The organism is Sphingomonas sp., from assembly GCF_036269755.1.
GTDB lineage: Bacteria > Pseudomonadota > Alphaproteobacteria > Sphingomonadales > Sphingomonadaceae > Sphingomonas.
The window spans coordinates 215,917-241,852 of record NZ_DATBDV010000004.1 but is presented as its reverse complement, the minus strand read 5'-3'; the positions used below and the strand labels follow the sequence as shown (position 1 = coordinate 241,852).

Annotated in this window: 23 protein-coding genes and 1 pseudogene; 5 read left to right on the top strand and 19 right to left on the bottom strand. The window is 65.1% G+C overall.

Annotation, left to right across the window (positions count from 1 at the left end):
* Window positions 1-8 precede the first annotated feature (8 nt).
* Entirely contained in the window at window positions 9-659 is a 651-nt protein-coding gene (locus tag VH326_RS03515) for a lasso peptide biosynthesis B2 protein (RefSeq protein WP_329630409.1), read from the top strand.
* Entirely contained in the window at window positions 659-2,401 is a 1,743-nt protein-coding gene (locus VH326_RS03510) for an asparagine synthase-related protein (protein WP_329630408.1), read from the top strand. Before VH326_RS03515 ends, VH326_RS03510 begins: the two co-directional genes overlap by 1 nt.
* On the opposite strand, the gene VH326_RS03505 is transcribed toward VH326_RS03510, so the two are convergent.
* The 10 genes and pseudogenes from VH326_RS03505 to VH326_RS03460 form a co-directional block, all read right to left on the bottom strand.
* The gene (locus VH326_RS03505) at window positions 2,398-4,521 is read right to left on the bottom strand and encodes an Atxe2 family lasso peptide isopeptidase (protein ID WP_329630407.1); all 2,124 of its coding nucleotides are present in this window, start codon (window positions 4,519-4,521) and stop codon (window positions 2,398-2,400) included. The two genes, VH326_RS03510 and VH326_RS03505, sit on opposite strands and share 4 nt — an antisense overlap.
* 2 nt (window positions 4,522-4,523) lie before the next feature.
* Window positions 4,524-7,082, bottom strand: coding sequence for a TonB-dependent receptor (locus VH326_RS03500; protein ID WP_329630406.1), 2,559 nt, complete (start codon window positions 7,080-7,082; stop codon window positions 4,524-4,526).
* Window positions 7,083-7,163: 81 nt separating this feature from the next.
* Window positions 7,164-8,165 carry a FecR family protein gene (locus VH326_RS03495; RefSeq protein ID WP_329630405.1) on the bottom strand — a complete coding sequence of 334 codons (1,002 nt, stop codon included), beginning with the start codon at window positions 8,163-8,165 and terminating at the stop codon, window positions 7,164-7,166.
* Window positions 8,165-8,725 carry a sigma-70 family RNA polymerase sigma factor gene (locus VH326_RS03490; protein WP_329630783.1) on the bottom strand — a complete coding sequence of 187 codons (561 nt, stop codon included), beginning with the start codon at window positions 8,723-8,725 and terminating at the stop codon, window positions 8,165-8,167. The genes VH326_RS03495 and VH326_RS03490 overlap by 1 nt, the downstream gene beginning before the upstream one ends.
* Before the next feature lie 1,045 nt (window positions 8,726-9,770).
* Window positions 9,771-10,340 (bottom strand): JAB domain-containing protein, encoded by a 570-nt coding sequence (locus VH326_RS03485; protein ID WP_329630404.1) that lies wholly within the window; start codon window positions 10,338-10,340, stop codon window positions 9,771-9,773.
* Window positions 10,341-10,345: 5 nt separating this feature from the next.
* Window positions 10,346-10,777, bottom strand: coding sequence for a hypothetical protein (locus tag VH326_RS03480; RefSeq protein ID WP_329630403.1), 432 nt, complete (start codon window positions 10,775-10,777; stop codon window positions 10,346-10,348).
* A gap of 44 nt (window positions 10,778-10,821) precedes the next feature.
* Entirely contained in the window at window positions 10,822-11,154 is a 333-nt protein-coding gene (locus VH326_RS03475) for a hypothetical protein (protein ID WP_329630402.1), read from the bottom strand.
* 28 nt (window positions 11,155-11,182) lie between these two features.
* Entirely contained in the window at window positions 11,183-11,716 is a 534-nt protein-coding gene (locus VH326_RS03470; RefSeq protein WP_329630401.1) for a helix-turn-helix transcriptional regulator, read from the bottom strand.
* Between the two features lie 296 nt (window positions 11,717-12,012).
* A complete protein-coding gene (locus VH326_RS03465; RefSeq protein ID WP_329630400.1) occupies window positions 12,013-12,321 on the bottom strand; it encodes a DUF5818 domain-containing protein in 309 nt (102 codons plus the stop codon).
* A gap of 192 nt (window positions 12,322-12,513) precedes the next feature.
* A pseudogene (locus VH326_RS03460) lies at window positions 12,514-13,102 on the bottom strand (transposase); the annotation flags it as partial.
* A gap of 210 nt (window positions 13,103-13,312) precedes the next feature.
* On the opposite strand from VH326_RS03460, the gene VH326_RS16010 reads away from it, so the two are divergent.
* On the top strand, window positions 13,313-13,627 hold the full coding sequence (locus VH326_RS16010; RefSeq protein WP_349256069.1) for a DUF3761 domain-containing protein: 315 nt from the start codon (window positions 13,313-13,315) through the stop codon (window positions 13,625-13,627).
* Between the two features lie 174 nt (window positions 13,628-13,801).
* Here the strand turns inward: VH326_RS16010 and VH326_RS03455 are convergent, their stop codons facing one another.
* From VH326_RS03455 to VH326_RS03440, 4 genes are read right to left on the bottom strand one after another with little or no spacing between them, the layout of a single operon-like run.
* Window positions 13,802-15,325 (bottom strand): coproporphyrinogen-III oxidase family protein, encoded by a 1,524-nt coding sequence (locus VH326_RS03455; protein WP_329630399.1) that lies wholly within the window; start codon window positions 15,323-15,325, stop codon window positions 13,802-13,804.
* Window positions 15,322-17,118, bottom strand: a complete 1,797-nt coding sequence (locus VH326_RS03450; RefSeq protein WP_329630398.1) for a class I SAM-dependent methyltransferase — start codon at window positions 17,116-17,118, stop codon at window positions 15,322-15,324. Before VH326_RS03450 ends, VH326_RS03455 begins: the two co-directional genes overlap by 4 nt.
* A complete protein-coding gene (locus tag VH326_RS03445; protein ID WP_329630397.1) occupies window positions 17,115-18,011 on the bottom strand; it encodes a hypothetical protein in 897 nt (298 codons plus the stop codon). The genes VH326_RS03450 and VH326_RS03445 overlap by 4 nt, the downstream gene beginning before the upstream one ends.
* Window positions 18,008-18,934, bottom strand: a complete 927-nt coding sequence (locus tag VH326_RS03440; RefSeq protein WP_329630396.1) for a DUF692 domain-containing protein — start codon at window positions 18,932-18,934, stop codon at window positions 18,008-18,010. Before VH326_RS03440 ends, VH326_RS03445 begins: the two co-directional genes overlap by 4 nt.
* 643 nt (window positions 18,935-19,577) lie before the next feature.
* Here VH326_RS03440 and VH326_RS03435 point away from each other — a divergent pair.
* Complete coding sequence (locus VH326_RS03435) at window positions 19,578-19,910, top strand: DHCW motif cupin fold protein (RefSeq protein ID WP_329630395.1); 333 nt, start codon at window positions 19,578-19,580, stop codon at window positions 19,908-19,910.
* A gap of 30 nt (window positions 19,911-19,940) precedes the next feature.
* Here VH326_RS03435 and VH326_RS03430 read toward each other — a convergent pair whose 3' ends face one another.
* The 4 genes from VH326_RS03430 to VH326_RS03415 form a co-directional block, all read right to left on the bottom strand.
* A complete protein-coding gene (locus tag VH326_RS03430; protein WP_329630394.1) occupies window positions 19,941-20,855 on the bottom strand; it encodes a class I SAM-dependent methyltransferase in 915 nt (304 codons plus the stop codon).
* Between the two features lie 10 nt (window positions 20,856-20,865).
* The gene (locus VH326_RS03425) at window positions 20,866-21,597 is read right to left on the bottom strand and encodes a methyltransferase domain-containing protein (RefSeq protein WP_329630393.1); all 732 of its coding nucleotides are present in this window, start codon (window positions 21,595-21,597) and stop codon (window positions 20,866-20,868) included.
* Complete coding sequence (locus VH326_RS03420) at window positions 21,597-22,580, bottom strand: iron-containing redox enzyme family protein (protein WP_329630392.1); 984 nt, start codon at window positions 22,578-22,580, stop codon at window positions 21,597-21,599. Before VH326_RS03420 ends, VH326_RS03425 begins: the two co-directional genes overlap by 1 nt.
* 85 nt (window positions 22,581-22,665) lie before the next feature.
* Window positions 22,666-22,851: a hypothetical protein gene (locus tag VH326_RS03415; RefSeq protein WP_329630391.1), complete on the bottom strand. Its 186-nt coding sequence runs from the start codon at window positions 22,849-22,851 to the stop codon at window positions 22,666-22,668.
* 385 nt (window positions 22,852-23,236) lie between these two features.
* Here VH326_RS03415 and VH326_RS03410 point away from each other — a divergent pair, with 385 nt between their 5' ends.
* Window positions 23,237-24,892, top strand: coding sequence for a hypothetical protein (locus VH326_RS03410; protein ID WP_329630390.1), 1,656 nt, complete (start codon window positions 23,237-23,239; stop codon window positions 24,890-24,892).
* Here VH326_RS03410 and VH326_RS03405 read toward each other — a convergent pair.
* Complete coding sequence (locus VH326_RS03405; RefSeq protein ID WP_329630389.1) at window positions 24,879-25,931, bottom strand: hypothetical protein; 1,053 nt, start codon at window positions 25,929-25,931, stop codon at window positions 24,879-24,881. The two genes, VH326_RS03410 and VH326_RS03405, sit on opposite strands and share 14 nt — an antisense overlap.
* Window positions 25,932-25,936: the final 5 nt, after the last annotated feature.

Sequence of the window (25,936 nt, the reverse complement as noted above, 5' to 3'; positions counted from 1 at the left end):
GTACCGCCATGCCGCTCCAGCTGCGCTCCGGCCTGTCCTTCTGCCGCGTCGGCGAGCGGCTGGTGTTCCTCGACGTGCCGGGCGACCGCTATTTCTGCCTGGCGACACCGCTCGAGCGCGCGATCGCGCGCATGGCCGATGACGCCGCCGACGCCGATCCGGCCGACGACGCCGTCGCCCGCTTGATCGAGCGCGGCATCCTCGTCGCCAGCGGCCACCCCGTTGTGCCGTGCGACCTGTCGCTGGACCCGGCCGACAGCCTGCTCGATGGCGGTGCGATTGCCGAGACAGGTGCCGCGATCCGCGCCGCCGCGAACCTGTGGGCGAGCATCGTTCGCGTCAAGCGACGGTCGCTGCGCCATAATCTGCGTGCCATCGCGCTGCGCCGCCGCGCGGCGGACCCGCCCCAGGCAAGATCGTTGGCCCAGATCGCCGCGGCGTTCGATCGCGCCAGCGGCTGGACGTCATCGCACGATCGCTGTTTGCCGCAATCGCTCGCGGTCGCCCGTGCAGCACTCAGCGCCGGGCACGATGTCCGCGTGGTGCTCGGCGTGTCGCTCGGCCCGTTCTTCGCGCACTGCTGGGTGCAACAGGGCGCGACGGTGGTGAACGACCGCGTCGACCTGGTGCGCCGCTTCACCCCGATCCTGGTGGTGTGATGCGCCCGCGCTATCTGGGGTGCTGGAGCCCCGACGATTCCAAACCGGCCGTCGCGGCAATCGCCGCCGCCGATCCCGGCTTGCCGGTGCGAGTCGATACGCCGCATCTGGCGCTGGCCGCCGACCCGAGCCTGCCGCTGCTCGCGATCGACGATTGCGGGATCGTGATCGGCGCCGTGTTCGGTGATGGCCGGCCGAACGCGTTCGACGCGTTCGACCTGGACGATCGCACCGCGATCGCCGCCAGTCGCGGCGGCGTGCTGGTCGAGCGGCACTGGGGATCGTATCTCGCAGTCCTGCCGCCGGGCGAAAGCGAAGAGCTGACGCTTTGCCGCGGCCCATTCGGGCATCTGAGCTGCTATACGCGGTGGGCGCAGGGGCGCTGGTGGTTCGCCTCGGATGCCGCGTTGCTCGCCGCCGCCGGCGGGGCGCCTCCGTTCGACCCGGATGCGCTCGCGCGCCATCTCGCCTATCCCGAGCTCGCCGACGAGGAAACCTGCCTCGGCGGCGTGCACGACCTGCGCGGCGGCGATCGCGTCGTGCTCGGCGCGGGCGGCACCCGGCACTCGCGGACATGCTGGTCGCCCTGGTCCTTCGCCGAGCGGGCGACCCGGTGCACCGACCGCGACGAAGCCAGCCGCCGGATCCGCGACGCGACACGCCTGGCGGTCACGGCGCACGCATCGCTGCACGACCGCGTCCTGCTGCTGCTGTCGGGCGGTCTCGACTCTTCGATCGTCGCGGCGTGCCTGAAGAGCAATGGCGGGCGCGCCTCGGCGTTGACCTTCGTCACCACCGACCGCATCGGCGACGAGCGCGAGTTCGCGCGGATCGCGGCGGCGGGCACCGGACTCGACCTGACCGAGCGGTTCCGCGAGTCCGATGGCGTCTGCTTCGAACGCTCGGCGGCTGCCAGTCTTCCCCGCCCGATGGCGCGCGCGTTCAACCAGGAGTCGCATCGCCTCGCGACGGTAGAGGCGCGCAGCGTCGGCGCCACCGCGATCTTCGACGGCGGCGGGGGCGACAATCTGTTCTGTTCGCACCGCTCGGTCGCCGCGGTCGCCGACTGCTTGCTGACCGACGGGTTCGGCCAGGCGTTCGCCGCGACCGCGCGCGCGCTCGGCAGCCTCACGCATGCCGGGCTGCCGCGCGTCGTCGCAGGGGCAATCAAGCGCGCCTGGTTCCGGCCCGCCGGACTGCGCCTGGTTCGCGACACCAGCTTCCTCTCGCCCCGCGCCGCAGCGATCGGCGTCGCCCGGCCCGACCATCCCTGGCTCGTCGCGCCGCCCGGCGCGCTGCCCGGGCGCGCGGTCCACGTCTCGCTGCTGGCGACCGCGCAAGCGTCGATCGAGTCGGGCGGCGTCGCGGGCGAGATCGACCGCGTCTCGCCGATCGTCACCCAACCGGTCGCCGAGGCCTGCCTGCAGATACCAAGTCACTTCTGGTTCGCGCCGGGCCATGACCGCGCGGCGGCCCGCCGCGCCTTCGCCGATGCGCTGCCCGCGCGGATCATCGATCGCCGATCGAAGGGGTCGCCGGCGCCGTTCGCCGCGTCGCTCCTCGAGCAGCGCCGGGAGAGCCTCAAGCCGTTCCTGCTCGACGGCGTGCTGGCGGGGCATGGGCTGCTCGACACCGAGGCGGTGCGCGCGTTCCTCGACGATCCGGCGCCGCAGCGCGGGTTCGGGTTCACACGCTTCCTGACCGTCATCGACGCCGAGGCCTGGGCGCGCAACTGGGCCTAGGGCTTGGGCGCCGGCCTGTCCCGCGCCGCGCGCATCGCGCGCCAGCGGGCATATTGCGCCGCTTTGCCCGGGTCAGGATCCTCGCGCCCCTGCAACCAGAACGCGAACCAGTCGATCGACCGCTCGTAGACCGCGAGACGGTGCACCGGCTGCCATTTCACATGATATTCGTCGGGGAAGATGTAGGATTCGATCGGCTTGCCGAACTCGCGCATCGCCTCGAAGGTCTCGAAACTCGCGCTCGCCTCGTGATCGGCGAGCAGCATCAGCAACGGCGTATCGGTCTTGTCGCCGCTATAAGCGAGCGAATAATCCTTCCAGAAGTCGCGATCGGGCCTGGTCAGCGGCGGGAAACCCATCTTGCGCAGATAGGCCGAGAAAGCGAGCCCGCTGGTCGCGATCACGGTGACGGGATCGAAGCAGCATGAACTGATCGCCGCGGCGGCGAACCGTTTCGAGTTGATCATCGCAAAGCGGACGGTGGACGACCCATCGCTGAGCCCGGTGATCCCGACCTTTTTGCCGTCGACGCTGCCGGTGGCGATCGCAAGGTCGAGTTCGGCCAGAACCGACGACAGATTGTTGCGCCGCTCGGTCCAGCCCTTGAGCGCGGCGGCGTTGAGCTCGAACGCGGTCTTGAGGTTGGGAAAAGCGGTCGCGAAATGCGGCGGACGCTCGATGCTCAGCACCGCGAACCCGCGCGCGGCGAGCAGATAGATCGGGTAATCGTTGCCCGTCCCGCCGCGCAGGAACCCCTGGCTGTTATACTGGACGATGACGAGCGGGAGCCTGGTGCCGGGACGATAGCCCGGTGGCAGCACGAGGTCCGCCCAGGATTCTAGGCCGAGATAGTTGCGCGCCCGCAAGCGCTGCACCGAACCCAGCGCGATACCGGCAAACCCCGGGTTGGGATCGAACACGGGGGTGACGTGCCCCGAGCGGCGGTCGATCGTCACGATTCGGCGCGGCGTCGTCGCATTCTCGAGCGTGCAGGCAAATCCCGCCGACGCCCAGCCGCAATCCTGGATCGTGTCGCTGGAGGACAGCAGCAACTGGGCAGTCGTGGCGCCGGGCACCCAGCGATAGAAGGCGACCTTTTCGCGGTTCCACCCCTCGCGGCGCTCGACGAACAGCGCGCGTCCCGACGGGTCCCACCACAAGGCAACGATGCTGCCGGTGCACCAGGCGGCTGAACATTTGACCGTCTTGCCCGCGGCGTCGCTGGTGAACAGGTTGAACGGGGTCGCGGCACCGCCGCCGATCCGCGCGGCCCAGGCACGGCGGCCATCGGGTGCCGTCGCGGCGGGCGCGACCGGCAATCCGGGATCGGCGTCCGCCGGAAACGACGCGGCGTCGCCCGCGCTTGCCGGCCTCGCCGATCCGCCACCAGTATCGACTGCCATGATCCGTCGCGGCTGATCGCTCGCGACGAGCGGCCGCATATCGTAGCCCGCATAAATCCGCTCGTCATAGAGCCAGCCCGTATCGCCTTCGCGCGTCGTCGCGCGCTCGGCAGCGACGATCCCGGGCTGCGTCGAATAGAGCAGGCGCGCGCCGTCCTTGCTCCACGCGACCGTCGCGACATCGCCGACCTCCTGGCTCACCGCGCGGCTACCGCTGCCATCGGCACTGGCGATCCATGCCTGGGTCACGCCATTGTCGCGCCGCACGAAGGCGACCCGACTGCCGTCGGGCGACCAGACCGGCACCGTCGCCCAAAGCCCGCCGGCCCGCGACCGATACCCGCGTAGGTCGGCGATCTCGAACCGGTACTCGCCGCCGGCATCGACCAGCCGCGGCGTGGCTCCCGCCCGCAAGTCGCTGACATAGATCGCCAGGCAATAGCCGTTGCTCGCGAGGTCGGCGCGAACCAGCGAGAACGCGACGCGCAGGCCGTCGGGCGACACGGCCAGCCGGCTCGGCGCCCCATAGATGACCGGGAACGGATCGCCGATATCGCGCAGCTCGATCAGGTCTTGAGCCGTGATCGGTCGCTTTGGGCCAGGCGCGGCAGCCGGTCCGGCCGGCGACGCCATATCGGCGCACCGCGCGTGCGCGGGGCCGGCGATCGCGGTACCGGCCCCGAGACCCAAAGCGAGCAGAAGCTTGATGGCGCGCACCGTCAGAACTTCCTGCTCAGGCCGATGCTCACGAAGCGGCCGACGGGCGAATAATTGGTTGAATCGTACGGCGTGTCGGTCACGCCGGGTGAGACGATCAGCGGCGGCTTGGTGTTGAACAGGTTGCTGACCGACACGCTGAACTCGACCCCGCGCAGCGGCCCCGGCACATTCGACAAGCGAAACCGGCTCGTCAGGTCGACCGTGGTCATCCCGGCGATCGGCAGCGGCGTAACCGTTCGCGCATCGAGCAAGTCGCCGCTCACGTTGAGCGTCGCCGCCAGCGACAGCGGACCGACGCCGTAGCTCAGCGTCGACTGGCTGCGCCACCGCGGCGGGCTGAAGATGCGCCCCGCCAGCGGGATCACCGGCTGGGTGCTGCTGATCTGCTGGTCGCTGTCGAGATAGCTGAGATCGACCGTCAGCCCGACACGCTGGCCATCGGGGAACGTCGTGCGGTAGCGGGCCAGGACATCGATTCCCTGCGCGCGCTGACGCCCGGCATTGACGCTGGCATTGTCGATGAACGCGACGATGTTGGCCTGGTCGTAAGCGACGCCGGTGATGTTGAACAACGTCGCCGCGCTCGCGATCACCTGCGCCTGGAAGGCGGCGCTCGGGTTGCGCACGATCTGGCTGGCATAAAGCGGGTTGGACAGCGCCTGCGAGACGAACGCGATCGGCGAGACGATCCGGTCGCGGTAATCGACGCGGAAGTAACTCACCTCGAGCGAAGCGCCGGGCACCGCTCGGGGATGGAGCGCGACCGTCGCCGACCAGGTCGTCGCGCGTTCGGGCTTGAGCGCGGGATTGCCGCCCTGCACGTAGAGCACACCGGCGGCTGCCGGAAACCCGCTGCCGCCGACGATCGACGGCGGATAGATGACCGCCGCGCGCGGCTGGTATTGCTGATACTGGGTCGGCACCCTGAACGCTTTGCCCCAGCTCAGCTTGACGTCGAGGTCGGGCATCGGCGCATAGACGAGCCCGACCTTCGGCGTGGCGACGCCACCCTGACCGGGATAGCGCTCGTACCGCACCGCGCCGGTCGCCGTCAGGCGATAGAGCCCCGGCATTGCCGACGCGCCGCCGACCAGCGGTAGCTCCAGCTCGCCATAGCCATAATAGCTCGACTGGCGGTGGCTTGTGTTCACCGCGCTCCCGTTGGTGGCGTAGCGCGCGAAATCGATCGAGCGGTAGCCCGCCCCGATGGCGATCTTCGCCGCGCCGCCCGGCAACTCGAACAAGCGGCCGTCGCCGCCCAGCTCGATCGCGCGCTCGCGATTGGCATAGAAACCGCTGCTCGATTGCGTACAGGCGGTGGCGGTGCAGGTATCCTGGCGGCTGTTGACGCGTTCCTGTCCGACCGCGCCCGACAGGACCACCCGCCAGTCGCCCGCCAGATCCAGCGTGAGCGCGGGCGCGATCGCCCACGAGCGATCGCGGTAGGAATTGGTCGCCCGACCAAGCTTGATGTCGCCGCTCGGCACGGTCGGGAAGGTCGACGTGCTCCACCGGATGTTGAACAGCGCATCGACCTCGAACTTCAAGTTGGCGGTCAGGTTCTGCGAGCCGACCAGCATCGCGCTGTGATGATGGAGCGCCGGATAGAGCGTGAGACCGGGCTTGCCGGCGGCAAAGCTTCGCTGCGCGCCGACGATCGCCGTGTTGCGGCCATAATCGTACGACCCGACCACGCTCCCGCCCGACCAGCTCGCGCCCGCCGTCGCGAAATATTGCTGCTGAAAATCGCCGCCGTCGCTGGCGGCGCCGATCCGCGCGCCTGCTTCGACACCGTCGGCCTTGCGCCGCAGGATGATGTTGGCGACTCCGGCGACCGCGTCCGAGCCATAGATGGCCGATGCGCCGTCGGGCACGATTTCCAGCCGCTCGACCGCACCGATCGGGATTGCCGACACGTCGATACTTTGACGCGAGGCAGTGAAGGCGAGTCGCCGGCCGTCGAGCAAGGTCAGCGTGGCATCGCTGCCGAGCCCACGCAGGTTGAGCGACGACGCGCCGCCGATATCGATGCCTGACGCCGACGGGACGTTGATACCGAGCCCGGGGTTTTGACCTCCCCCGAAACTCTGCGGGATCGAGCGCACGACTTCACCCAGATCGTGCTTCCCCTGATCGGCGAAATCGGCGCGGGCGACCGTGATCACCGGCGAGGCCACGGGACCGCCGCGAATGCGCGACCCGGTCACGATGATGTCGGAACCGCCGGCCGTCACGCCGTCGCCGGCTCCGGTATCGCGATCGATCACGTAGGATTGCCCGGCAGCCCGCGCGCGCAGGCCCGACCCCGCGAGCAATGCGGTCAGCGCTTCCTCGACCGTGAAGCTGCCGGCGAGCGCGGGCGCCTGAAGGTCGGCGACGATCGAGCTCGGCGCGACGATGCTGCGGCGCGATGCGATCGATACGGCACGAAGCGAATTCGCCAATGGCTGGGCGGGAAGCTCATAAGCCTGGCGCTCTGCGGTCTGCGCGCCCGCTGCCGGTGCGGCGAGGATCGCGAGCGGCGCGGCGCAAATCGAAAGTGCAAGAAAACTGGTCATGTGCCGCATCGCAAATCCCCCGTCGCGGCACGCTGAAAACGGTGCCGATCGATGCGGGGGACGACGCAGCGCCCCGCTACCCTACCTTTTTTTTGGCTCCTCCAGCACGAGGTTCCCGTCGGGCAGGCGTCGCTCGTCGAGCTTGAACATCGCCGCCACGGCTTTGGCGAAGCCCGCGGGGTCGTCGGCGCGGAACGCGCCGCTCACTTCGAGCCCGGCGATGCGCTCCGACCCGAGCGACAGCTGGGCCGGATTGCGGCTGTTGAACGCCGCGACGGCGGTGCGAAGTGGCACCGCATCGAACGACAGCATGCCCGACACCCATTGCACATCCTGCGCGTTGGCGGCCCGCACCTGCGGCCGGGCCTGCCCCTGCAGTATCGAGACCAGCCGCCCCGGCGCCAGGACCTGCGTCCAGTTGCCCGAACCGCCCAACGGCTGGCCCCCTCGCACCTCGATCGCACCCCGAAGCGCCGTTACCGAGGCGAACGTCGGCCCGATCTGCACATCGAACAGCGACCCGTCTGCGGTCACGCGTCCGCCGCCCGCGCTGACGACGAACGGCCGTGCCGGGTCGCGCGCGACGTCGAACCGCGCCCTGCCCGCCTCCAGCGCGACATGGCGGTCGGTCGGCGAAAAATCGGTCGCGAGGCGCGTCCTGCTGTCGAGCGTGACGACGCTGCCATCGGTCAACTGGAAGGTCCGAACCCGGCCCTCGGCGTTGACGTAGACGATCGCGTGAGCCGCACGCGGCCTGTGCAAGGTCCAGATCGTACCGATGCCGAGCAGAACAAGGAGCAGGCTGGCCGCGACCGCATAACGCGCGACAGGTGTACGATGCCAGGCCCGCGCAGAGCCAAGATTGCGCGGCAGGTTCGTGGACGACGCCAGGACGAATCCGTCCTTTTCCCAATTGCGCAGCGCGACGCCGTAAGCTTCGTCGTTGAGCGGATCGGCGGCACGCCACGCGGCCAGCGCGTCGATATCTGCTTTGCTCGGCTCGCCGCGCATTCGCGCCAGCCAATGCCCGGCCTCGTCGAGCGCCTGCTGGCGACTCGCCGCCCCTTCGCTCGCGTCGCTCATCAGCGAACGACGTGTCGGTTGAGGTAGACGATCGCCTTGCTCATGTGTTTCTCGATCGCCTTCACGCTCAAACCCGTACAATGTGCGATCTCACCATAACTCAAGCCGTCGATGCGGTGCGCCAGAAAAATTTCCCGGGTTCGTGGCTTGAGGCGATGAATGGCGGCTTCGAGCCTTGCCAGCAGGTCACGCGCCTCCAGCGCGGCGAGCTGATCGGGCGCGATCAACGATACATCGTCGATGCTGACATGCAGGCTCGCGCTATGGCGGGCGGCGTGCTTGGCTTGATCCTTGAGCAAGTTGTTCGCCGTTTGATGGAGATAGGCCACTGGACAGTCGATCGCCGCAGCCTTGCTGTCGTCCAGCGCCGCCAGACGCGTGAACGCCTGTTGCGCGACGTCTTGCGCGTTGTCGTTGCCGGTACGCCGCGACAGAAAACGAAGCAGTCTTGGTCGATGTGCGCGATAGAGGCTGTCCAGCCGGCCGGGGTCCGAAGGAACGCGGTCCTCGGGTGGGAGCGGGTCGCCTTCAGGCAGGCCGGCACGGGCTTCGCGCAGCATCGTCAAGCCTCCGGCGAGCGGGGGCCGAGGCGGACGATCAATTCGTTCTTCGTCCGCGCCATCTCGCCACTCCGGGTTGCGAGACGGAACCGGCGTGAGCCGGGTGTTGAGAACATGCTTGAGACATGCGCCGGCGCCTTTAGCCGCGAACGGCCTGGACATGAACGCCGGCCACCCGGCCGGATTACGGCGATTGCTACGTCGCTCAAGACAAGGTTCTCACGCCTCGGCACCGCTGCATGCGGCGCACACGAAGCCTAGAATTAGTCGCGGCGCAGCGCAAGCATCGACGTTGTCGCCAGCGAGTCGCGTGACCGCGCAAGGGCTGAGTCAGCGGCAGCGATCGAAGGCATTCGGATAACCATCGTCACCGGCCGCGCAGCATCTTTTCGCCTTCGGAATTTGCATCTCCGCTGCGTTCATCGAGATGGAAGAATCAGACTGACGACACATCGCAGTATGAGCGTCAGCATTTCCTTGACGCCTGGCACCACTCTTCCAGCGATGCAGGAACAGCCTAACCGTTTGTCGGCGTTAGCCAAGTCGCGTCGGTCACCGAAGCGGAGCGTTGAGAACGCGCTGGAGCGCGCGCCGATGCTCTTAGCGTTGCCGCCTGGACATGGCACCGGCCAGCCGGCCTGATCGATGGGCCGATACGGTGCAACCCACCCTCTACGCGCTGCACCAAGCGGTCGCGCCGAGACGTCGGAGAAAGCGCGCCGCCGGCATCGAACCTGGCGAAGGCCCGCACTCTCGCGACTGCTCATGGGAGATCCACCGGCTGAGCGGCCACCGTTCTGCGAGGGACCCATCACAACCATACGCTAGCGCCGGACGGAAGAGGAAAGAAGCCACGCGATTTTGTATGAGCGAGACAGAGCAGATCGAGGTGCCCAATATGGTGCCGGACCCCGGGGAAAATTCTGGCAATACGCGCGTCCGAACTACTCTCGTGGCATTCCTAACAATCCACCAACCAGTCAATTGAAGGACGCAGGCAATTGCCCGCCGCTATTCGCGATTTCGCGCTCACGCGCTGCCCGATTCAGATCAAATCCAACGCACGCATGCTGGCAGATCCCATCGCCGTGACGATGACATGGTCGTGCACGCCGATGCCGACGCTTTTGCAAGCCTTTTGCAGCGAGCGCGTAAGGTCGATGTCGGCCCGGCTCGGCGAAGTGTCGCCCGACGGATGGTTGTGGACGAGCAGAAGGGCGGCCGCTCCTACCTCGAGCGCGCGGCGAAGCACCTCGCGGACATACACCGGTGCCTCGTCGATCGTCCCACGGCTCCAGTCGTCATCGACGATGAGCCGGTTGTGCGCATCGAGATGGAGGATGTGAAACCGCTCGATAGGCTCGGCGCCGAGCGTCATCGCGAAGTACGCATTAAGTTCGCGCCAATCCTTGATTGACGTGCGCCCGGGCTCCGGACGCAATGCGATGACCAGTGCGCGCCGGTACAGCTCGAGTAGCCGCTTCGATTTGGAGTCCGAAACGATCGGCATCAGTCGCCGCGTGGGCGCCGTCATAACGCGCCGTAGCGTGCCGAACTCGCTGATCAGCGCGGCGGCGACCGTTTCCGCTTGCTCGACGCCGCCGATCGACAGCAACGCCGCTAGACAGGGCGCCTCGTCCCCTCTCGACGGTCGGGGGCCCGGAAGATTGCCCAAGCCAGAACGAGCAGGGTCGGATACGCGGAGCTCTCTTCCATCAGCTGGTAGCCCAGCCCGTAGATGGTCGGGTCGACGATCTTGGCGAAATGACTGAGCGTTGCGACCGCCTGCAGCGCTGTCGCCAGCATCGGCCACCACCGGTCAGCCCGCAGCGCGATGACGAGCAGGGCGCAAAGCAGCCCCGTATCGATCGCGACGAGCGACCAGTCCAAAGCGTGGAACTTGATGCCGAGCTCGGGCCGCAGCGCCACGCTCAGCGTTGCGGCCGCGAGGTAGCATGCGCTCGCTGCCTTCTCCGGCCATCTTCCCCAGCGCTGCGCCGCGATGAACAAGGCAATGAGCAAAATCCAGAATATGCCAATGTACCAGATCATGGATCCGAGGCATCACGGCGCTTGCCGGCACAGTCAAGGCGGAACTAGGCTACAAGCGACAGGCTGGCGCCAGGCTTGTTCGGCACGGTCTCGCTAGGACCGTAATCCTCGTCGAGCCCCATCTCCTTGCTCATTTGGCCCAGGCCGTAATGCATGTGGGCGAGCGACCGAACGCTGCCGACCGACTGGTTGAGCGCTTTCAGCGCGCGGTCGATTTCGCGAGCCCCATGCCCGATCGACAAGCCGGCGTCGCGACGAGCCGCGATAAGGGTCGCGACTAGGCGCGCTTGCGCCTCGGCGGAGCGGTCGGCGAGGTCCTCGGCCGGAAGGATGGCGTCACGAATTGCCTTGGCCTTGGCTTGAAGTGATTTGGTCATAGGTCCCCCTCCCCGGGGAGACCCCCGGTCATGGTTCGGCTGGTGAGATGCGGTTAGCGACCTGCTGGAACGAACCGTAGATTGCTGGTGCGGCGACAATGGCAAGCGCCAGAAACAGGATCGCAAATGCGAGGAGCGTCAGGCGCTGGAGCGTCGAGACGGCATTGTACGGCCCCTTCGATTGCTGCAATGCCGACTCCGGTTCGCGATAAGGCGTGACGGTCTCGGCACTGTGTTCTTCCTGTACGACCGATTCCGAACCACCCACCGGCAACGGGAACGGCGTGCCATTGTCTACGTCGATCGCTGCCCAAGCACCCATACCACTTGGGGTATTACTACCGCTAGGCGGCTCGCGACCCTCGTGGCGAGCGAGCAAATCCGCAGCGGTGAGGCTCGACGACACATGCAGCTTTGACCGTGCCGATCGCAAATGGACCTTGACGGTATGATGGCTGATGCCGAGTTGATCGGCCAGGAGCTTCTCCTGAAATCCAGGGGTGACCAGCCGAAGACAGGTGCGCTCCCGCTCGGTGAGCGAATCGCACGGCGAGATGTTCATTGCGCAGGAAAATCCGTCGCAGGAGAAAGCCGTTTAGCTACCAGCAAGGTCTGATCCGCGTCCGATTGCGTTTCGACGTCCGCTCGGTCGAGGAAGCGGCCACGCGATCCGTGGAGCTATTGCCACTTGGCGATCGAACACGGGTATGGACTTGGCACGTGATCGCGACGCGATAAACGTGCCTCTCGATAAGGAGGCGGCAGTAGCACAACCCTTCACGTCGGGCTCAGAGAACCACGCCGTTGAACCAAGGTCCCTCATCCGGCGGGTTGCCCGGTTCGACCTTGTCACGCCGATCATATGCGGGGTCTGTCGCCGCGAAGCGCCCATCGCCACCACGAGAGCGGAGTTGGATGGGAGGTTCCTGATCGCCGGATCCAATCTACCTCCAGCACATCGAACCCAACGCGCCTGCCTTTGATGGTAACCCGATCACCAAAATGCTGTCCGGCAAAGGAGCAAAGCTCTAGCCGCCAAGTTCCACCGCCATCGACGTTCAGTACCGGTCGATCACGGTCGACCAGCAGCAGGCCCGTGACAACATGCTCCGTTCCGATCGGCACGACCTCAGCACCCCCTCGAGATCCGGAACCTGCCGGCGACATTAAGTCGGCGATTGTCTAGTGGCAACAAGCAGTTGTCGGGGAGCAAGCCTCCCGTCCTTGAATTGAGACTCGTAGGAGCCCCTGTGCAGCGCGAGCGCTGCAACCCAGACGGCTTCGGACACGCCCGCCAGATAGTTCGACGCGGCAGTTCAGCCCCGTCGGCCAATGCTTAGGGTCAGGACTCATTGGCCATAGCCAGAAGATGACGGTGGCAGCGAGAGCGACGGCGGAGAGGAAACACGGTCGGGCAGCGATCGTAGCGAGTAGCAACCCGCCGCCAGTCCTACAGGCGCCCGAACATCATCTCGATGCGGCTGCGGCGCCAGTGTAATCGCTGACCCGGCCTGCGGTCATGAAGAAGTTGAGCGGGCGGCCGTCGGCATCGCTGACGGCATGGAGCCTCGTGTTCATGCCACCTTTGATGCGGCCGATCAGCCGCCCAAGGTCCCTTTTTAACTCGCAGGATAGATGCCGTGCGGTGTTCCTTGAGGCAGGTCGCGTCGATCATGACGGTCTTCGACTCGGCGCTTGCGGCAGCCAGCCTCTCCACATCTGGAGAAAAATGCCCCTTCGTCCCCCCAGCGCTTCCAGTGGTTGTGCGGACCATAAACCTTCGGCGCATCGCACCACCGCAACCCGTTGCGATTGACCAAAACGATGCCGCTCAGCATCTGACGGTTAACAATCAGTGGTTTGCCAGGCTCTTGGGAAAATACGATCGCAGACGCTCCATCTGCTCGTTCGTTAGCCAGTATAGGTCGCTGACACGCGGTCTCCTCATGGAGCCTGAACCAGATCGCGACGCTCACATCAATGGGTCCCGACCCAAGAGGTCAACGAGTGGCAAGAGGCCACCGACGACGCTAGCACAGACGAAGATTTCACCGTTGTCGATCACAGCTTTCCCATCGACGGTCGCAGCTCGATTTCCAGGGTAAAAACATGCTGCATTGCCGCGTTCGCTGGCAAATGGCATAGTTGCGATAGTGCGATGTTGTGCCCATCGCTCAACTACCGGGAGCGTCGCAAGGGGGACGGATTGGTGAAAGCCATTTTCACGGCGCTGGCGTTGGTTGCCGTGACGGCACCCTCGATCTCGGATGCGCGACATTATCGCCACGATTATCGCTATCCTGCGACTTCCGGATACTACACCGCGCGGAGCGGTGACCGGGTTAGGCGCCCCGTTCGAGCGGCTCGCCCTCCGGCGGGGGCAAGCGCCCAATGCCGAGACGGCTCATGGAGCTTTAGTGAAAGTCGGCGCGGTACTTGCTCGTGGCACGGTGGCGTCGGGCGCTGGCTTTAGAGGCGCAAACGGCCCGCAAAGTTCGCCGCCCACACCCCGGCGTCCCGATCAACTTGCTGACCTGCTGTACGTGTACCCTCCCGTTCGCATCGAAGTAAATGCAGGCAGGGGCGCAACCGACACCTTCGCAGCGCCGATGAGACGGCGACGCATTGTCACCCCCCGAGAGGTCGGCTAGCCGGCGTTGGTAAGGACCAACCGTTTGGCCCGACCCTTTGTTCGAAGGGCCTCCGGCGCCGGCGCGACGAGGTCACGATCGAGGGCCGACCGCACCGCCGGACTGAAGAATGAGGCGAGGATCTCGTCCTCGAACAGGCGTCCGAGATCGGACAGCCGCACCCCAGCTCGCTGGTCGGCTCGGACATACCGTTCGAGCACGCCCAAATCGAGCAGGCGTCGCATCCGCCGATCATAATCCGTGGCAAGGCCAGGGCGGATCGAGGCGGCCAGCGCGAGAGTATCATTTTCGACACGGCCGCGACGCAGACCGGTAGCGTAGGACATCGCGATCACTTCCTCGGCGTCGATACGGCGACCGGTGGCGATTGGCGCGCCGCCCGCCGCGACTCGATCGACATAGGCGTCGATGTTCGCCTCGTTCCGCCAGGCATGGCCGAACGTCCCGCCCGCGCGATCGCGGCTTTCGACATGCGAATAGGCCGACGCGCCCATCCCGAGCAGGTTACTTGCCAGCGAGGTCCGGACGGCCTTGAACGGATCGACGTGCCGGTCCTCGCGCGCAAACCGGTTCCCGTCGCTGCGTGTGTAGCCAAGCTCGGTCGTCCCACACCAGATTAACATTCGCCCGAGCAGCGTCTCCGCTTCGGTTTCAAAGCTCGCGTGCCGGCTGCCGGACTTGTACCAATCGCCTTGCGGCCGGTCGGCAAACCGGCCGTGGTACCAGGTCAGGTGGGGCGGCAGCAACGCAGCAAGCGCGCAGAGGTTGCCCAGAATTTCGTCGGGCGAGCCCTTGTAGAGGCTCTGGATGAGGTCGACGTTCCAATTGTCGAAGACGGCGGCGGCAATCTGCGACGCGCGGATCGCGACGTCGCCCTTGTAGCCACGGGCGGCATAGCGAAGAACCGCGTCGTCGAACGACTGCACGCCGAAGCTCAGCCGGTTGACCCCCGCCGCCCGCAACCCGAGAAGTTTCTCCTCGCCACCGGCGGCGGTGATAGTGAGTGGACTGCCCTCAACGCAGATATCGGCGTCGCCGAGGACATCGAAATGGCCGCGCACGGTGGCAAGGATGTCGATCAGCGCGCCCTGTTCGAGCACAAGCGGTGTGCCGCCGCCGATATAGATCGACGAGACTGCGCTCGATCCGGCCGCTCGCGCTCCCCAGAAGCCGATCTCGCGCTTAAGCGCTTCATTGTAGCGGTGCACGGGAGCAGCGGTCTCGCCCGCGCCGCCGCCGTAGTGCTGCACGGCGTAATGACAAAAGGTGCAGCGAGTCTCACAAAACGGGATGTGGATGTACAGGCTGGTGCGGTCACCAAGATCGGACGCCGCCATGGTCGCCGCATCGGTGGGCACGAACGAATCGATCGGCGGATAGACCGCGACCGAGTGGGATCCGCCCAGTACCGAGCGACTGATCGAGATGCCGGCGTCGTGCAGCGCGGGCAATATCGCGGGGAGCCCGAAGCTGGCGAGCGCTGCCCGCGCTTCGGCGAACGCGGCATCTGCTTGGCTCATGTCTCCACCCCCTGCCCCACCCGCTGGGCCGCGCTGACCTCGGCGACGAAGGTGACGAAGACGTCGGCGCTGGTGCCGGCGCTGATTTCCTCCTGATAGACGAAATCGAACGGATCGATGAGGCTGGGAATGTACTGCTTGCGCCAGCGTGTGGCGTTCTCGCCGACGAGCGTCGGGGAGACCTGGCCCCAAATCCGCTCGGCAACGATCGGCAGCCCCGCTTGCTCGAACGCCGCGCGGATCCATTCGTAGATGTCGTCATACTGGACCCACGGCTCGGCGAGCCGCGCGAGCGGTAGTCGCACCAGCCGGTGCGTGACCGCGATCCGGCCGCCCGGGCGTACCACCCTCGCCATCTCGCGCAGCATCGCCGGGCCGATACCCAATTCCCAGATCGCGCCGGTCCACTCGTTGACGGCGGCGTCCATCGATCGGTCGACGAGCGGGAGGCGCTCGGCGCGACCCGTGCGGAAGCTCAGATTGGCGAAGCCGCGATCGAACGCGAACGCCCGCGCGCGCCCACTCAACAGGCGCAGCATCTCGATCGAGACAATAAGCCCGTCCGGTCCAACCAGTGGCGAAAGCCGCCTGGCCACTCGCCCCAGGCCACCGCACACATCGACCACGCGGCTTCCCGGCCCGATCCCGAGCATTGCCGGGTGGTTGGGCAACAGATCCTCTTCGATACGGACCAGCTTATCCTCGACCTCAGGGATCTGGCTCCACAGATTGTCGCCTTCGCTCGCCTTGAGGAACGGGACGCGATGGCGAAGATAGGCACGGCGAAACCGGCCCTCGATGTCGCTCGCCGCGGCCGATCGCTCATCGGGTGACGCCACTCCGATCAGGACGTCGTCGCTGGGCAGCGTCTCGACGCAGACGTCACCGAACGCATCCTCCATCGCACGCACGGCATCGAACACCTCGACGAACGCCGAATCGTCGGAGCGCCCGCACGAAAGCATCGCGGGATCGAAGCGCAACCGCAGCCCGGTTACGGTCATGGACTTCGCCCAGGACAACGCCCGGTCGCGCACATTCGCATCGAGGATGGTCTCGTCCGGCTGCAAGACGACATGGACCGCAACGCATTCGTCGGTCAGTTCGACAAGCCCCGCGACCCCGGCATCCGGCGCCGGCCAAACGACCTGCTCGATGATCACCGAAGCTCCGAGGGCCAGGATCGTGCGCGCGAGCGCAGCATCGCAATTCGCATCGCGGGTGCGGATCGCAACCTCGAAAGGAGCGAACGAGCCGCAATAGCGTTCGTCGGCCAACCGCTCGATCGTCGCGCCGTGCGACGCCAACCGGTCGCAGCGCAGCACGAGCGAGCAGGCGGACGGATCCGCGCCGACCTCCGCGAGGCGCGCGGAGAAGTCGGCCGCGTCGAGGTCGATCGTGACCGACCGACGGCTGCGCCGAGCGCGCCGCGCTGCCGCATCGACTAGCAACGCCGCGCGCGCGACCCCGGTGGGCGCGGCGCCGACAAAACGGTGCGCGAAACCGGCAGCCGCCAACGCCGCGACGATCGCATCTACGAGGCGTTGATCCGAATAGTCCCGACGCAGCGTTTCGATCGCGGTTGGGCCGTCGAACAGCGTATCAAGAAGCTCGAGCAATCCGTCGCCAGGTGGCACCGCGAGCGCGGTTTCGAGTTCACCATGAACGAGCAGGCGGTAACCGTTGACCTCGACCCCGAGCATCTCGACCGACGGATCGAGCATGATCAACGCCGGGCCGGGCTCGGGCCCATCCGGTGCCAGCACCGTTCCGGGGGCTAGGTATGGCGTCACGCTGCCGCGCCCATGGCAGCAGCGACGGCGCGCCGTCCGCTCGCCGTCGCCGGCTTGGCGAGCGGCTCGACCACCAGACCGGCAGCGGAAAGCGATGCGATCACCGTGACGACGCGCGCGACGGGCTCGCCGAGCAACGATGCAAGCTCCGTCGCGGAGCCCGGTGTCGCGAGCCGGGCCGCAATGTCGGCTGCGAACGGCGACAGCTGCACGTAAGCCCGGGCCGCCTCCGCAGTGGGAAGATAAACCAGCCACTGACTCGGCGCCGCCGGCGGCGCTTCGCCGGGATCGAATGCGTCGGGATGCTGGATCCATGCCGACAGATCGTGCCGCGTTCGTACCAATACCGCGGCTGGACTGAGCATCACCGGCGCCAGCGCGCCGGGCGCGACCGGGGCAGTCGCCGCGTCGGCTGGCCAATGCGGCGGTGTCGCTGCCCCGAGCCGCCGCGCCAGCGCGACCGAGGCGAGATCGAGCGCTGCCACATCGTGGCAAGCGGGGCTCGCGAAGATCGGCAAGGTCGCGAGATACTCGACGAACGCGCCCGCCGCTTGCCAAAAGCGCGGTCCGTAATCGGCATAGCCGACCGAGGCTGCAAATCCTTGCGCCACGGCGTCGATATCGAGGTCGCTCATGAAGAGAACGTGGCGGCTGAGCGGTACTAGGCTGAGCGCGCCGAGCGCGTTGCGCGCGAGCCCCTGCCGGTACATATCGATGTTGGTCGCGGTGGCCAACGGCGTGCGAGCATATTCCGCCACGATCGTGCGTGCCGCCCGCGACATTCCTCGCTCGGCGCCGGGGCCGGCTCGAGCGGGATCGACGATGCGGTCGATCAGCGCGTCGCTCGTTAGGATCGTCCGCCAGACCTGCCAAACCAGCCGGGCGTCGCTCATGCCGCGACCCGGATTGCCGTGGTGCGCCGGCTGTGATCGCCATACGCCCGGTCCCAGGCGCGCCGCGCGCGCTCGAGATCCGCCAGAATCACTTCGGTGGTGCCGGCATGATCGAGCGTTTCCGTGCCGCGGTGAAGGATTGCCTGGGTCTCATATTCGAGGATCACCGCGCCCGGCCGACTGCGCGACAGCACCTCGTCGAGCAGATCCCAGACCGGTTGGGGCACCTCGGTGTCGTGAAGATCATGATATTGATCGTCGATCCAGCGCCCGCCGGCGACATGAATCGAGATCACTCGGTCGAGCGGCACCGTGTCGAGGAATTGCGCGATCGAATAGCCAGCACCGCTATGATTGAGTTCGTTGGCATAGAGATTGTGCAGGTCGAGATGGAGGTACGTGCCCGACAGTTCGACCACCCGGGCGAGGAATTCCGCTTCGGAGAGCGTGCTCCCAGGGCAGACGCGGTAATAAGCGGCATTCTCATGCCCAAGCGGCACACCATAGAACTCTTGCAGCGCGCGCGCACGCTCGGCGACGCGCACCGCCTCGATATCGGAGAATTGGAGCGGGCTGCTCCACACGTCGGACCAAGACGAGTCGCTATAGAAACAATGATCGGACACCCAGGGCACGCCGAGCCGGCGGGCCAGCGGCACATGCCGCCGCACCGCCGGCGTACTCGCGAGATCATCGAAGCCGAAGTCGCCGCCATAGTTCGAATGGCCCGTTAGCGGAAAAAGCCGTGAGACCGAGTCGAGCAGCGCGGCGCCACGCGCCGACAGCAGCCCGGGGCCGTCGAGCGGCGCCATCACGCTGTCGAACAGGATCTCGAGCAAGTCGAGCGGCTGATCGCGAAACGGAAACCAGCCGATCAGCTCGGGGTTATATTGCAAGCCGACGCCCAGCTTCGCAACCGACATCGCCCCTCCCCCAACGGTTGCCAGTCGAGTCAGCGCGACGAGCGCGCCGACCTCATTGCGCGCATTTGGGGCTGCCGGCGCAACGCGGCGCGGCAGCACATCGCGGCGCAGCCGCGCACTTGGCGGCGGTTGCGGCACAACGGGCAGCAACGGCCGCACATCGCGCTGCCGCCGCAGCGCATTTGGCTTCGGTCGCACGGGCAGCGCACTTCGCCGCGGCAGCCGCGCACCTGGCCGCGTTGGCGGCACATTTAGCGGCGCTCGCCGCGCACTTGGCCGCGTTGTCGGCGGCGTTGACATGCACGGCAAGATGTTTGACGTCGGAAGTATCGGCCATGATTCCTCTCCACATTCGATCTGTGTTGCGCAACGTAACTTGACGCGAACGCGGTGACGGCTATTTGCCTCGACACAAACGGTGCCAAGCCGCCACATGATAGGACGTCGCTTTAGCACGTCGCCCTCTACGTCATTGTACTAACTTAATATTCGTATAACGACTCGCGTCGTTTAATTTACTTGTCCCAACTATGCGCACCCCACCATGATATCGTCAATATAGTCGATTACTCCGAACTGGACAGAATTGGTTGCAATCGTGCATTGCTGCTGATGGATGAACGCGAAACTCACTGGCCAATCGATGAAAATCCCACCAACGGCATTCACGTCGGTCGATTGGACCAAGCTGCCGCGCGAGCGACACGTGGGCGAGACCGGCTACGCCGATTGGCGAGTATTGATGATCGGCGACATCCGCGTGAGATTGGTCGAGTACAGCGCCGACTATCTTGCCGATCACTGGTGCGAACGCGGGCACATCCTGCTGGTGCTCTCTGGCGAGATGGACACCGAGCTGCGCGACGGGCGGCGAGTAAGGTTGAGCGCGGGCGTGAGCTATCACGTTTCGGACGACGGCGATGTCGCACATCGCTCGTCTTCGAAGGATGGCGCGACTTTGTTCATCGTCGATTGAACCGCAGCGATCGGCCGACCGTAGTTCGCGTCAGGCGATACCGGAGCGATCGAGCAATTCCGCCATCGCTGCCGGAGTGTCCCGCACGCCACGGCCGATCGCCGCCGCCACGGCGCCGCGTAGCGGTCGAATGCTCCGCCGGCCCAGCGCGAACACGCTGCCGGGCCGGCTCGGACCGCTGAGCGGCTGATCGGTGATCCAAACGGGGCTCCAGCCGTGCCGCAACATCAGCAACGCCAGCGTATTGGCGGTGAGCAGTCGGCGATGGTTGTGGCCAATCGCCCCGCAATAGGCCGCTTGGCCGAGGCCATGCGCTTCAAGGAGAAGCAGCGATTCCGGCGCGGCGGCGGCGTGACAGCGCCGCAATACCGCGCTGGTATCGTAGACATGTTCCAGCGAACCGGTGATGATGACCAAGTCGAACATGCCCGCTTCGAGCGCCATCCGCTCGGCGCTTGCCGCGACCACGTCCAGCCCAAGTCTTTCGACAGCATAACTGGCCGCCACTAAGTCAGGTTCGCTTCCGCGCACGCGCCAGCCTTGCTCGCGGAACGCGAGCATCATCCCGCCGGCGCCGCATCCGACGTCGAGAAGTCGACCGCGCCGCGGCAACCAGGGCGCGAGGGCGCTGTGCAGCGACTCGCCGCGTGTATGCTGATCGTCGACATAGGCCTCGCTCGGCCCTCCGGCCCCCAGCGACCGGCGGTAAGCCTGGGCATAATAGGCTTGGTAGAATCCGCGCGCGAACTTCTGCGACTGGTACAGCAACCCGCAGCGGACGCAGCAGCGCGTGACGAAGGCCGCGTTCAGGTCAGCGTCGACGCGGACGCTGGCGCGTATCGACACGGCGCCGCCCGCACCGCAGAGTTCGCAGACGCGGCTATCGACCGGTGGAGCGAAGCGCCCGAGGCCGATCCGATCGAGATAATCGGGGAGCGCCAGCACTTGGCGCTCCTCAGCGTATCGCAAGGAACCCCTCGAAACAGACATACTTGAACACCGACATGACATCGACGAAGCCGGCGCGCTGGAGAAGGCTGAGGTTACCTTCGGTCGAAAACGGCTCGAGGACCCCCTTGAGGCTGCGGCTTTTCGCCAGAATCTCCTCAGCGCTATAACCGTGCTCGATCTTCATCTCGGTGTAGAGGGCAGCAGCCATGTCCTGAAACCGCGCATCGGGCGCGCGCACCTTTTCGAACAAAAGCAGCGCGCCTCCCCAGTTGAGGCTGCGGTACAGGCGATCGATCAATTGCTGTCGCCGCCGCGGCGGCACGAACTGGATCGTGTAATAGGCGATGATCAGGTCGGCCGGAGCATAGTCATAGTCGCAAATGTCGCCCTCAACGATCGTAATATTCCCTTCGTCGCCTGAGGTCGCCAGCGCGGCCTGTGCTTCGCGCACCATGGCAGCCTCGCAGTCTATTCCCACCCATTTGACGCTCGACGCATGCCGCGGCGCCAGCAGGTGCAGCAGGCGGCCTGTCGATGCTCCAAGATCGTAACAGGTCGAATGCGCCGACACGAAATAGTCGCTAATTCGGGCGACCAGTTCGTGGCAGTCGGTATAATAAGGGATCGAGCGTTGCGCATGAGCCACGAAATTGCCTGGCACGTCGCCACCGAAGTTCCACCGAGCCGGTTCCATGGCGATGTTGTCGCCGCAAACCTGGCTGTCGAGCGTGGCCATCAGATCGCCGCCATCGGCATCGATTGGCGCGGCACATAGGCCCCGGGCGAGGCGCCGTAATACCGCCGGATCTCCAGCGCCTGCAGGTCGAAGCCGTGTTTGAGGTCGTGGAGGCCGTCGACGATCCGGTCGAGGAGGGTTTCGTCTCGCACGTCGAAACAGTCGGGATTGTCTGCAAACAAGCGCTGGTGGCCGAGCTGCGAGTCGATCGCCTGATGCGCGAAATAAGGGGCAAGGGCGCGCGGCGGGAGGCCGTAGCGCGCCTCCACCGCCGTCTGGAACTCCTCGATGTGCTCATCGGCGACTTCCTGCGCCTCGACCATCGCCGCCATCAGCAGCGCCGCGCCGGGAGCGGTTGCGAACAGGTCGCGCATCAGGAACCCGATTAGCTGCGTTGAGACGAGCGGCCGGCTGTTGACCACCTCGGCCCGGGACAGGCCGAGATTGGCCAAGGTCTCCAGGACGAAATGCTCGTGGCCCCGCTCCTCCGCGGCATAGCGGGTCAGCAGGGCCTGAAGCGGACCGACGGGGGCATGATCGGCGGCCACCGAGATCGCGGCCGGGAAATCGCGGACATAATGATACATTTCGAGCAGCCACCCGACCAGCACTTCGCGCGGCAGACCCTCGACAAGGAGCGCGTTGCCAATGAAATCGCGTGCCAGTTCGCCGCTCCACAGCTCGACGATGCGCGCAAGCCGGTCGGCGACCGTTCCGCTCCCCTCTCCGACCACGCCGATCCCGCGCAACGCTGCCAGCATTGCCGCGACATCGTCAGTCGCCGTGCCGCTTCGCCTCGCAATCTCGGCGACGCTGTTGTGCGGCGTGCAATGCGGCCGGACACGTAGGAAAGCCAGCGCTTGCGGCGTCGCGACTTCGAAGCACCCGTCGGGCGTCTCAACGAACGCCGTCGGATCGTCGAGCGTCACTTGCCAGATATTCTCACGCAAACGCGGGCAATCCAGGCCCGGCGAGGTCGCCATTTGGTTCATCGCACTACCTCGGTCGAGACAATCGCCGGAAATTCTCGCCCCCGGCCAGATAATCGGATCGCCGCCCTGGCCGAGTTTAGCCGCACATGAAGATCGTGCGCCGGCGGTCCGCCGGCACCGAGCGGCCTTCGGTCTGGCGAAACACAAGCACGCCGGTCGGCGCGTCACGCAACGCGTCGAATACCGCGTCGACGGCTTTTTGCGCGTGACCACGGTCGAGGCCGTGCTTCTCCACAGCGGCAACGAGATCGGACTTTTGCATTGCATCCTCCTTAACACTGGAAAAATCATCCAGTCGATCTACGTCAGGATCAAATATGGCCTATAGTGAGATATACCTCTTTAGCTGAAGCGCTCAACGTCAACTAGATCTAGCACATACCATAATATTACTGATGCGCGCGTGACGGCTCTTAACGCGCTAAGGCGCTTTACCGGCACTGCGAGTCGCGCCTTTAACTAAATGGGGTGCGCCCATTGAAGACACGTTGTCAATGATCATGCGAAATTACCTCTATTTCGGACCAACTAGCCGAAATCTTCTATGGCATCGGCCGTGTTACATGACGGATCGCCGCGAACCCGATCCAACGGCGGTTATTGGGGCGCATAATGGTCGCCTCGCTTTGCGCTGATAACTGGGGATTATGGTGGGGCGGGATCGAGATTTCGGATCGATCGGCTCATTCACTGCCCAAGCGACCAGGGACGACCTCGTCGATGTCCTGATCCTACCCTATGTTGACGAGGGCGTTCAGGTCAGTCTGGCGCAGAAGACTGAGCGGCACCAAGTCGCGGTCATCGAGGACCATTGCGCGCTCGAGGAACACTGCACCTCGCTGGAAAAGAAACTCAAGTATTCGAAGTCGCGAAGGGTAGCTTCGGAATTCATGGCGGGAGCGTTCAGCGCGAGCATGACGCCCGATGGCATACCCGGCCAGTTTCGTTGGGGAATTTTCGATTGGTTAGGCGCCTCGGAAGCGCAGCTCCCTTCGATCTACGTCGTCAGGCGAAATCAGATTCAGGATGACCAGCTTTGTAGGTTTCTGAGAGGATTTCGAGCCATCCCAGCACACCGGCGCCCGAAAGTCATCATCGATGCCGAGGGGGAAATTCGCCAAGGCCAGAGTCTGCTTCAACTGTCGCGAGACGGAATTCGAGCATTCATGCCTGGGCGGGACGGGATAGAGAGCAGCGAACTCGATACAGGCATAATCGGGATCGAGCGATTTCCGGAGGCCATCCTTTCGGGTGCGCTTGGAGCATGCGCCGAAACCAAGCTTCCCCGGCCACGGCCCGGAGCTTCGGCGATGGAGCGGCGCCGCTACGCTGTGTTCCTGTATCACCGTATTCAAGCGAACAAGGGTTGCGATCGTCGTTTTGAAGCAGCCGCTGATGTCCACCGCCTCGAGAAGTATCTCCGCAACGAACTAAGAGAGGGGCTCGACGACACCGACCGGCCATGGTTTGCGGAAGCTCTCGTCTTTACGCTTCTCGATCGAAGCTATGTTTTGGAAGAGGGTGCGGCACCGATCGAAAACGCGCTCGCCATTGCGCAGCAGCTGAACGACAAAGACTTGCAAGCGTGGGCCTTGCGGCATGTGAACATCAGTGCGGGAGTTTCGCCATTCGCTTCAGAGAAGTTGGAGGAAGCAGCTTCGAGATTGCAACAGGCCGGCCGCTTCGCGCAATCCGCTTATGCTTCGACCAATCGGACAATCACGGATCTGCATCGGCTGGATGCTCCGATTGACGTTGGGCGAGCCGACGCGGTAGTCGACTTTGCGCTCGACTGGGCGCCCTATTGCGAGCGATTAAGCTCGATCATCAATGCCGCGGGAGCTGCCGCGCTAATTGCTGGTAATCTGAACCGGGCGGAAGAGCTGTTCCGCCACGCGATGAACGCTAACGGCGGCAGCCTTCATCGCATTTCAGCCAAGGTAAACCTCGCAATCACCCACCGTTTGGCCGGCGCCCATCTCACCGTCGATCGAGTCGAAAGCATCTATCGCGCGATCATCATAGCCAGGATGTCGCCCAAATTGAACTATCATCACGTGTACTTGCTCGCGAACCTGCTCGCACTCACTGGGTCCAAGAGGCTGAAGACTAAAATCCGGGCGCATTTGAAGGATGCAGCGTATCTGGGATACGATGACGAGACCGTCGCAGAAGACAAGCTGCTGCCGTTTCTCGCCACGCAATTCACTATGATCGCCGATGGCCATCGCTTTCGGGGACGGCGGGGCAAATTTGTCGAGCAGTTTGGGCTGCTCCCGCTTGCCCAGTTCATCTGGAACTGAGTGCAAGCAACCCAGCGCTGAGCAGATAAATGGCCGCTCGTTCGATGGGGTTGCTTGAACGAGTCGCGATCCAAGAGAGGTCGGGATGATCGCCGTGCTGCTCAACATAGCGAGCGGCCAGCTCCGTAACCGAATTGCTAGGACCAATGGTTGGCATCGGATTGATTTCGAGAAAAGTGCAATCCTCGAAGCGGATTGGAGCCGTCGCTGACGGCGCGCACTTCAGGCGAATATCGACCCTCGAGACGAATTTCCCGCCAAAAACCTGCGTGATTTCTACTGCTCGCTGAGCAAGCTCGTGATCGACCGGATAATAGGAAGAGGCGACGACCGTCCGGACCCCTGGATTCCGCTTCTCATAGGCATCGTACGTCCAATTGGCCGGATCATCTGTTTCCGGCGTTATGGCTTGCGCGCCGTGACATTCGAGGCGCCCGGTGAGTGTGCTGTAAAAGGTCACGATCGTTGCGTCGTACCCCCGTACGAACTCTTCGACGATGTAATCTGGATCCTCGGGATTGTGGACCTCAGCGAGCGTCAGACGTTCGAGGCCGACACTGCTTCCGTAGGTTCGCGGCTTTCGAATAACCTGATCCCGCGCGCTCAATCCCTCTTCGATGCCGCGCGGAATGTGCCAACCACAATCGCGAGCGAGACGTTTCGCAATCGCTTTGTCTTCACCGAGAAGTGCCGTGAAGGCGCTGCACGGAAACGTAACCAAGCCTCGCCATCCGGCGAGGGCAGGCACGACGGACCACTGATCCAGGGAACGGTTTCCGGCGTTGAGGTTTACGACAAATTGCACGCCCTTGGGACTTGCTGAGCAATAATCGAGCCATTGGTCCAAATCGAAAAAAACCGGGATCGCTCCACAATGTTCGGCCGCCTGCGAGAACATGGCGATGACGTTCGTCTGCCAGCGATGATACCAGTCCTCGTCCAGTGGCGCCCCAAATCTGTGGCTGTAGACGATCGCGATCCGCTGCCCCCGCAGCAGCTCAGCAAATTCGGCCAGCCGGGTCGCCCCCCCCTCGCGCATAATCC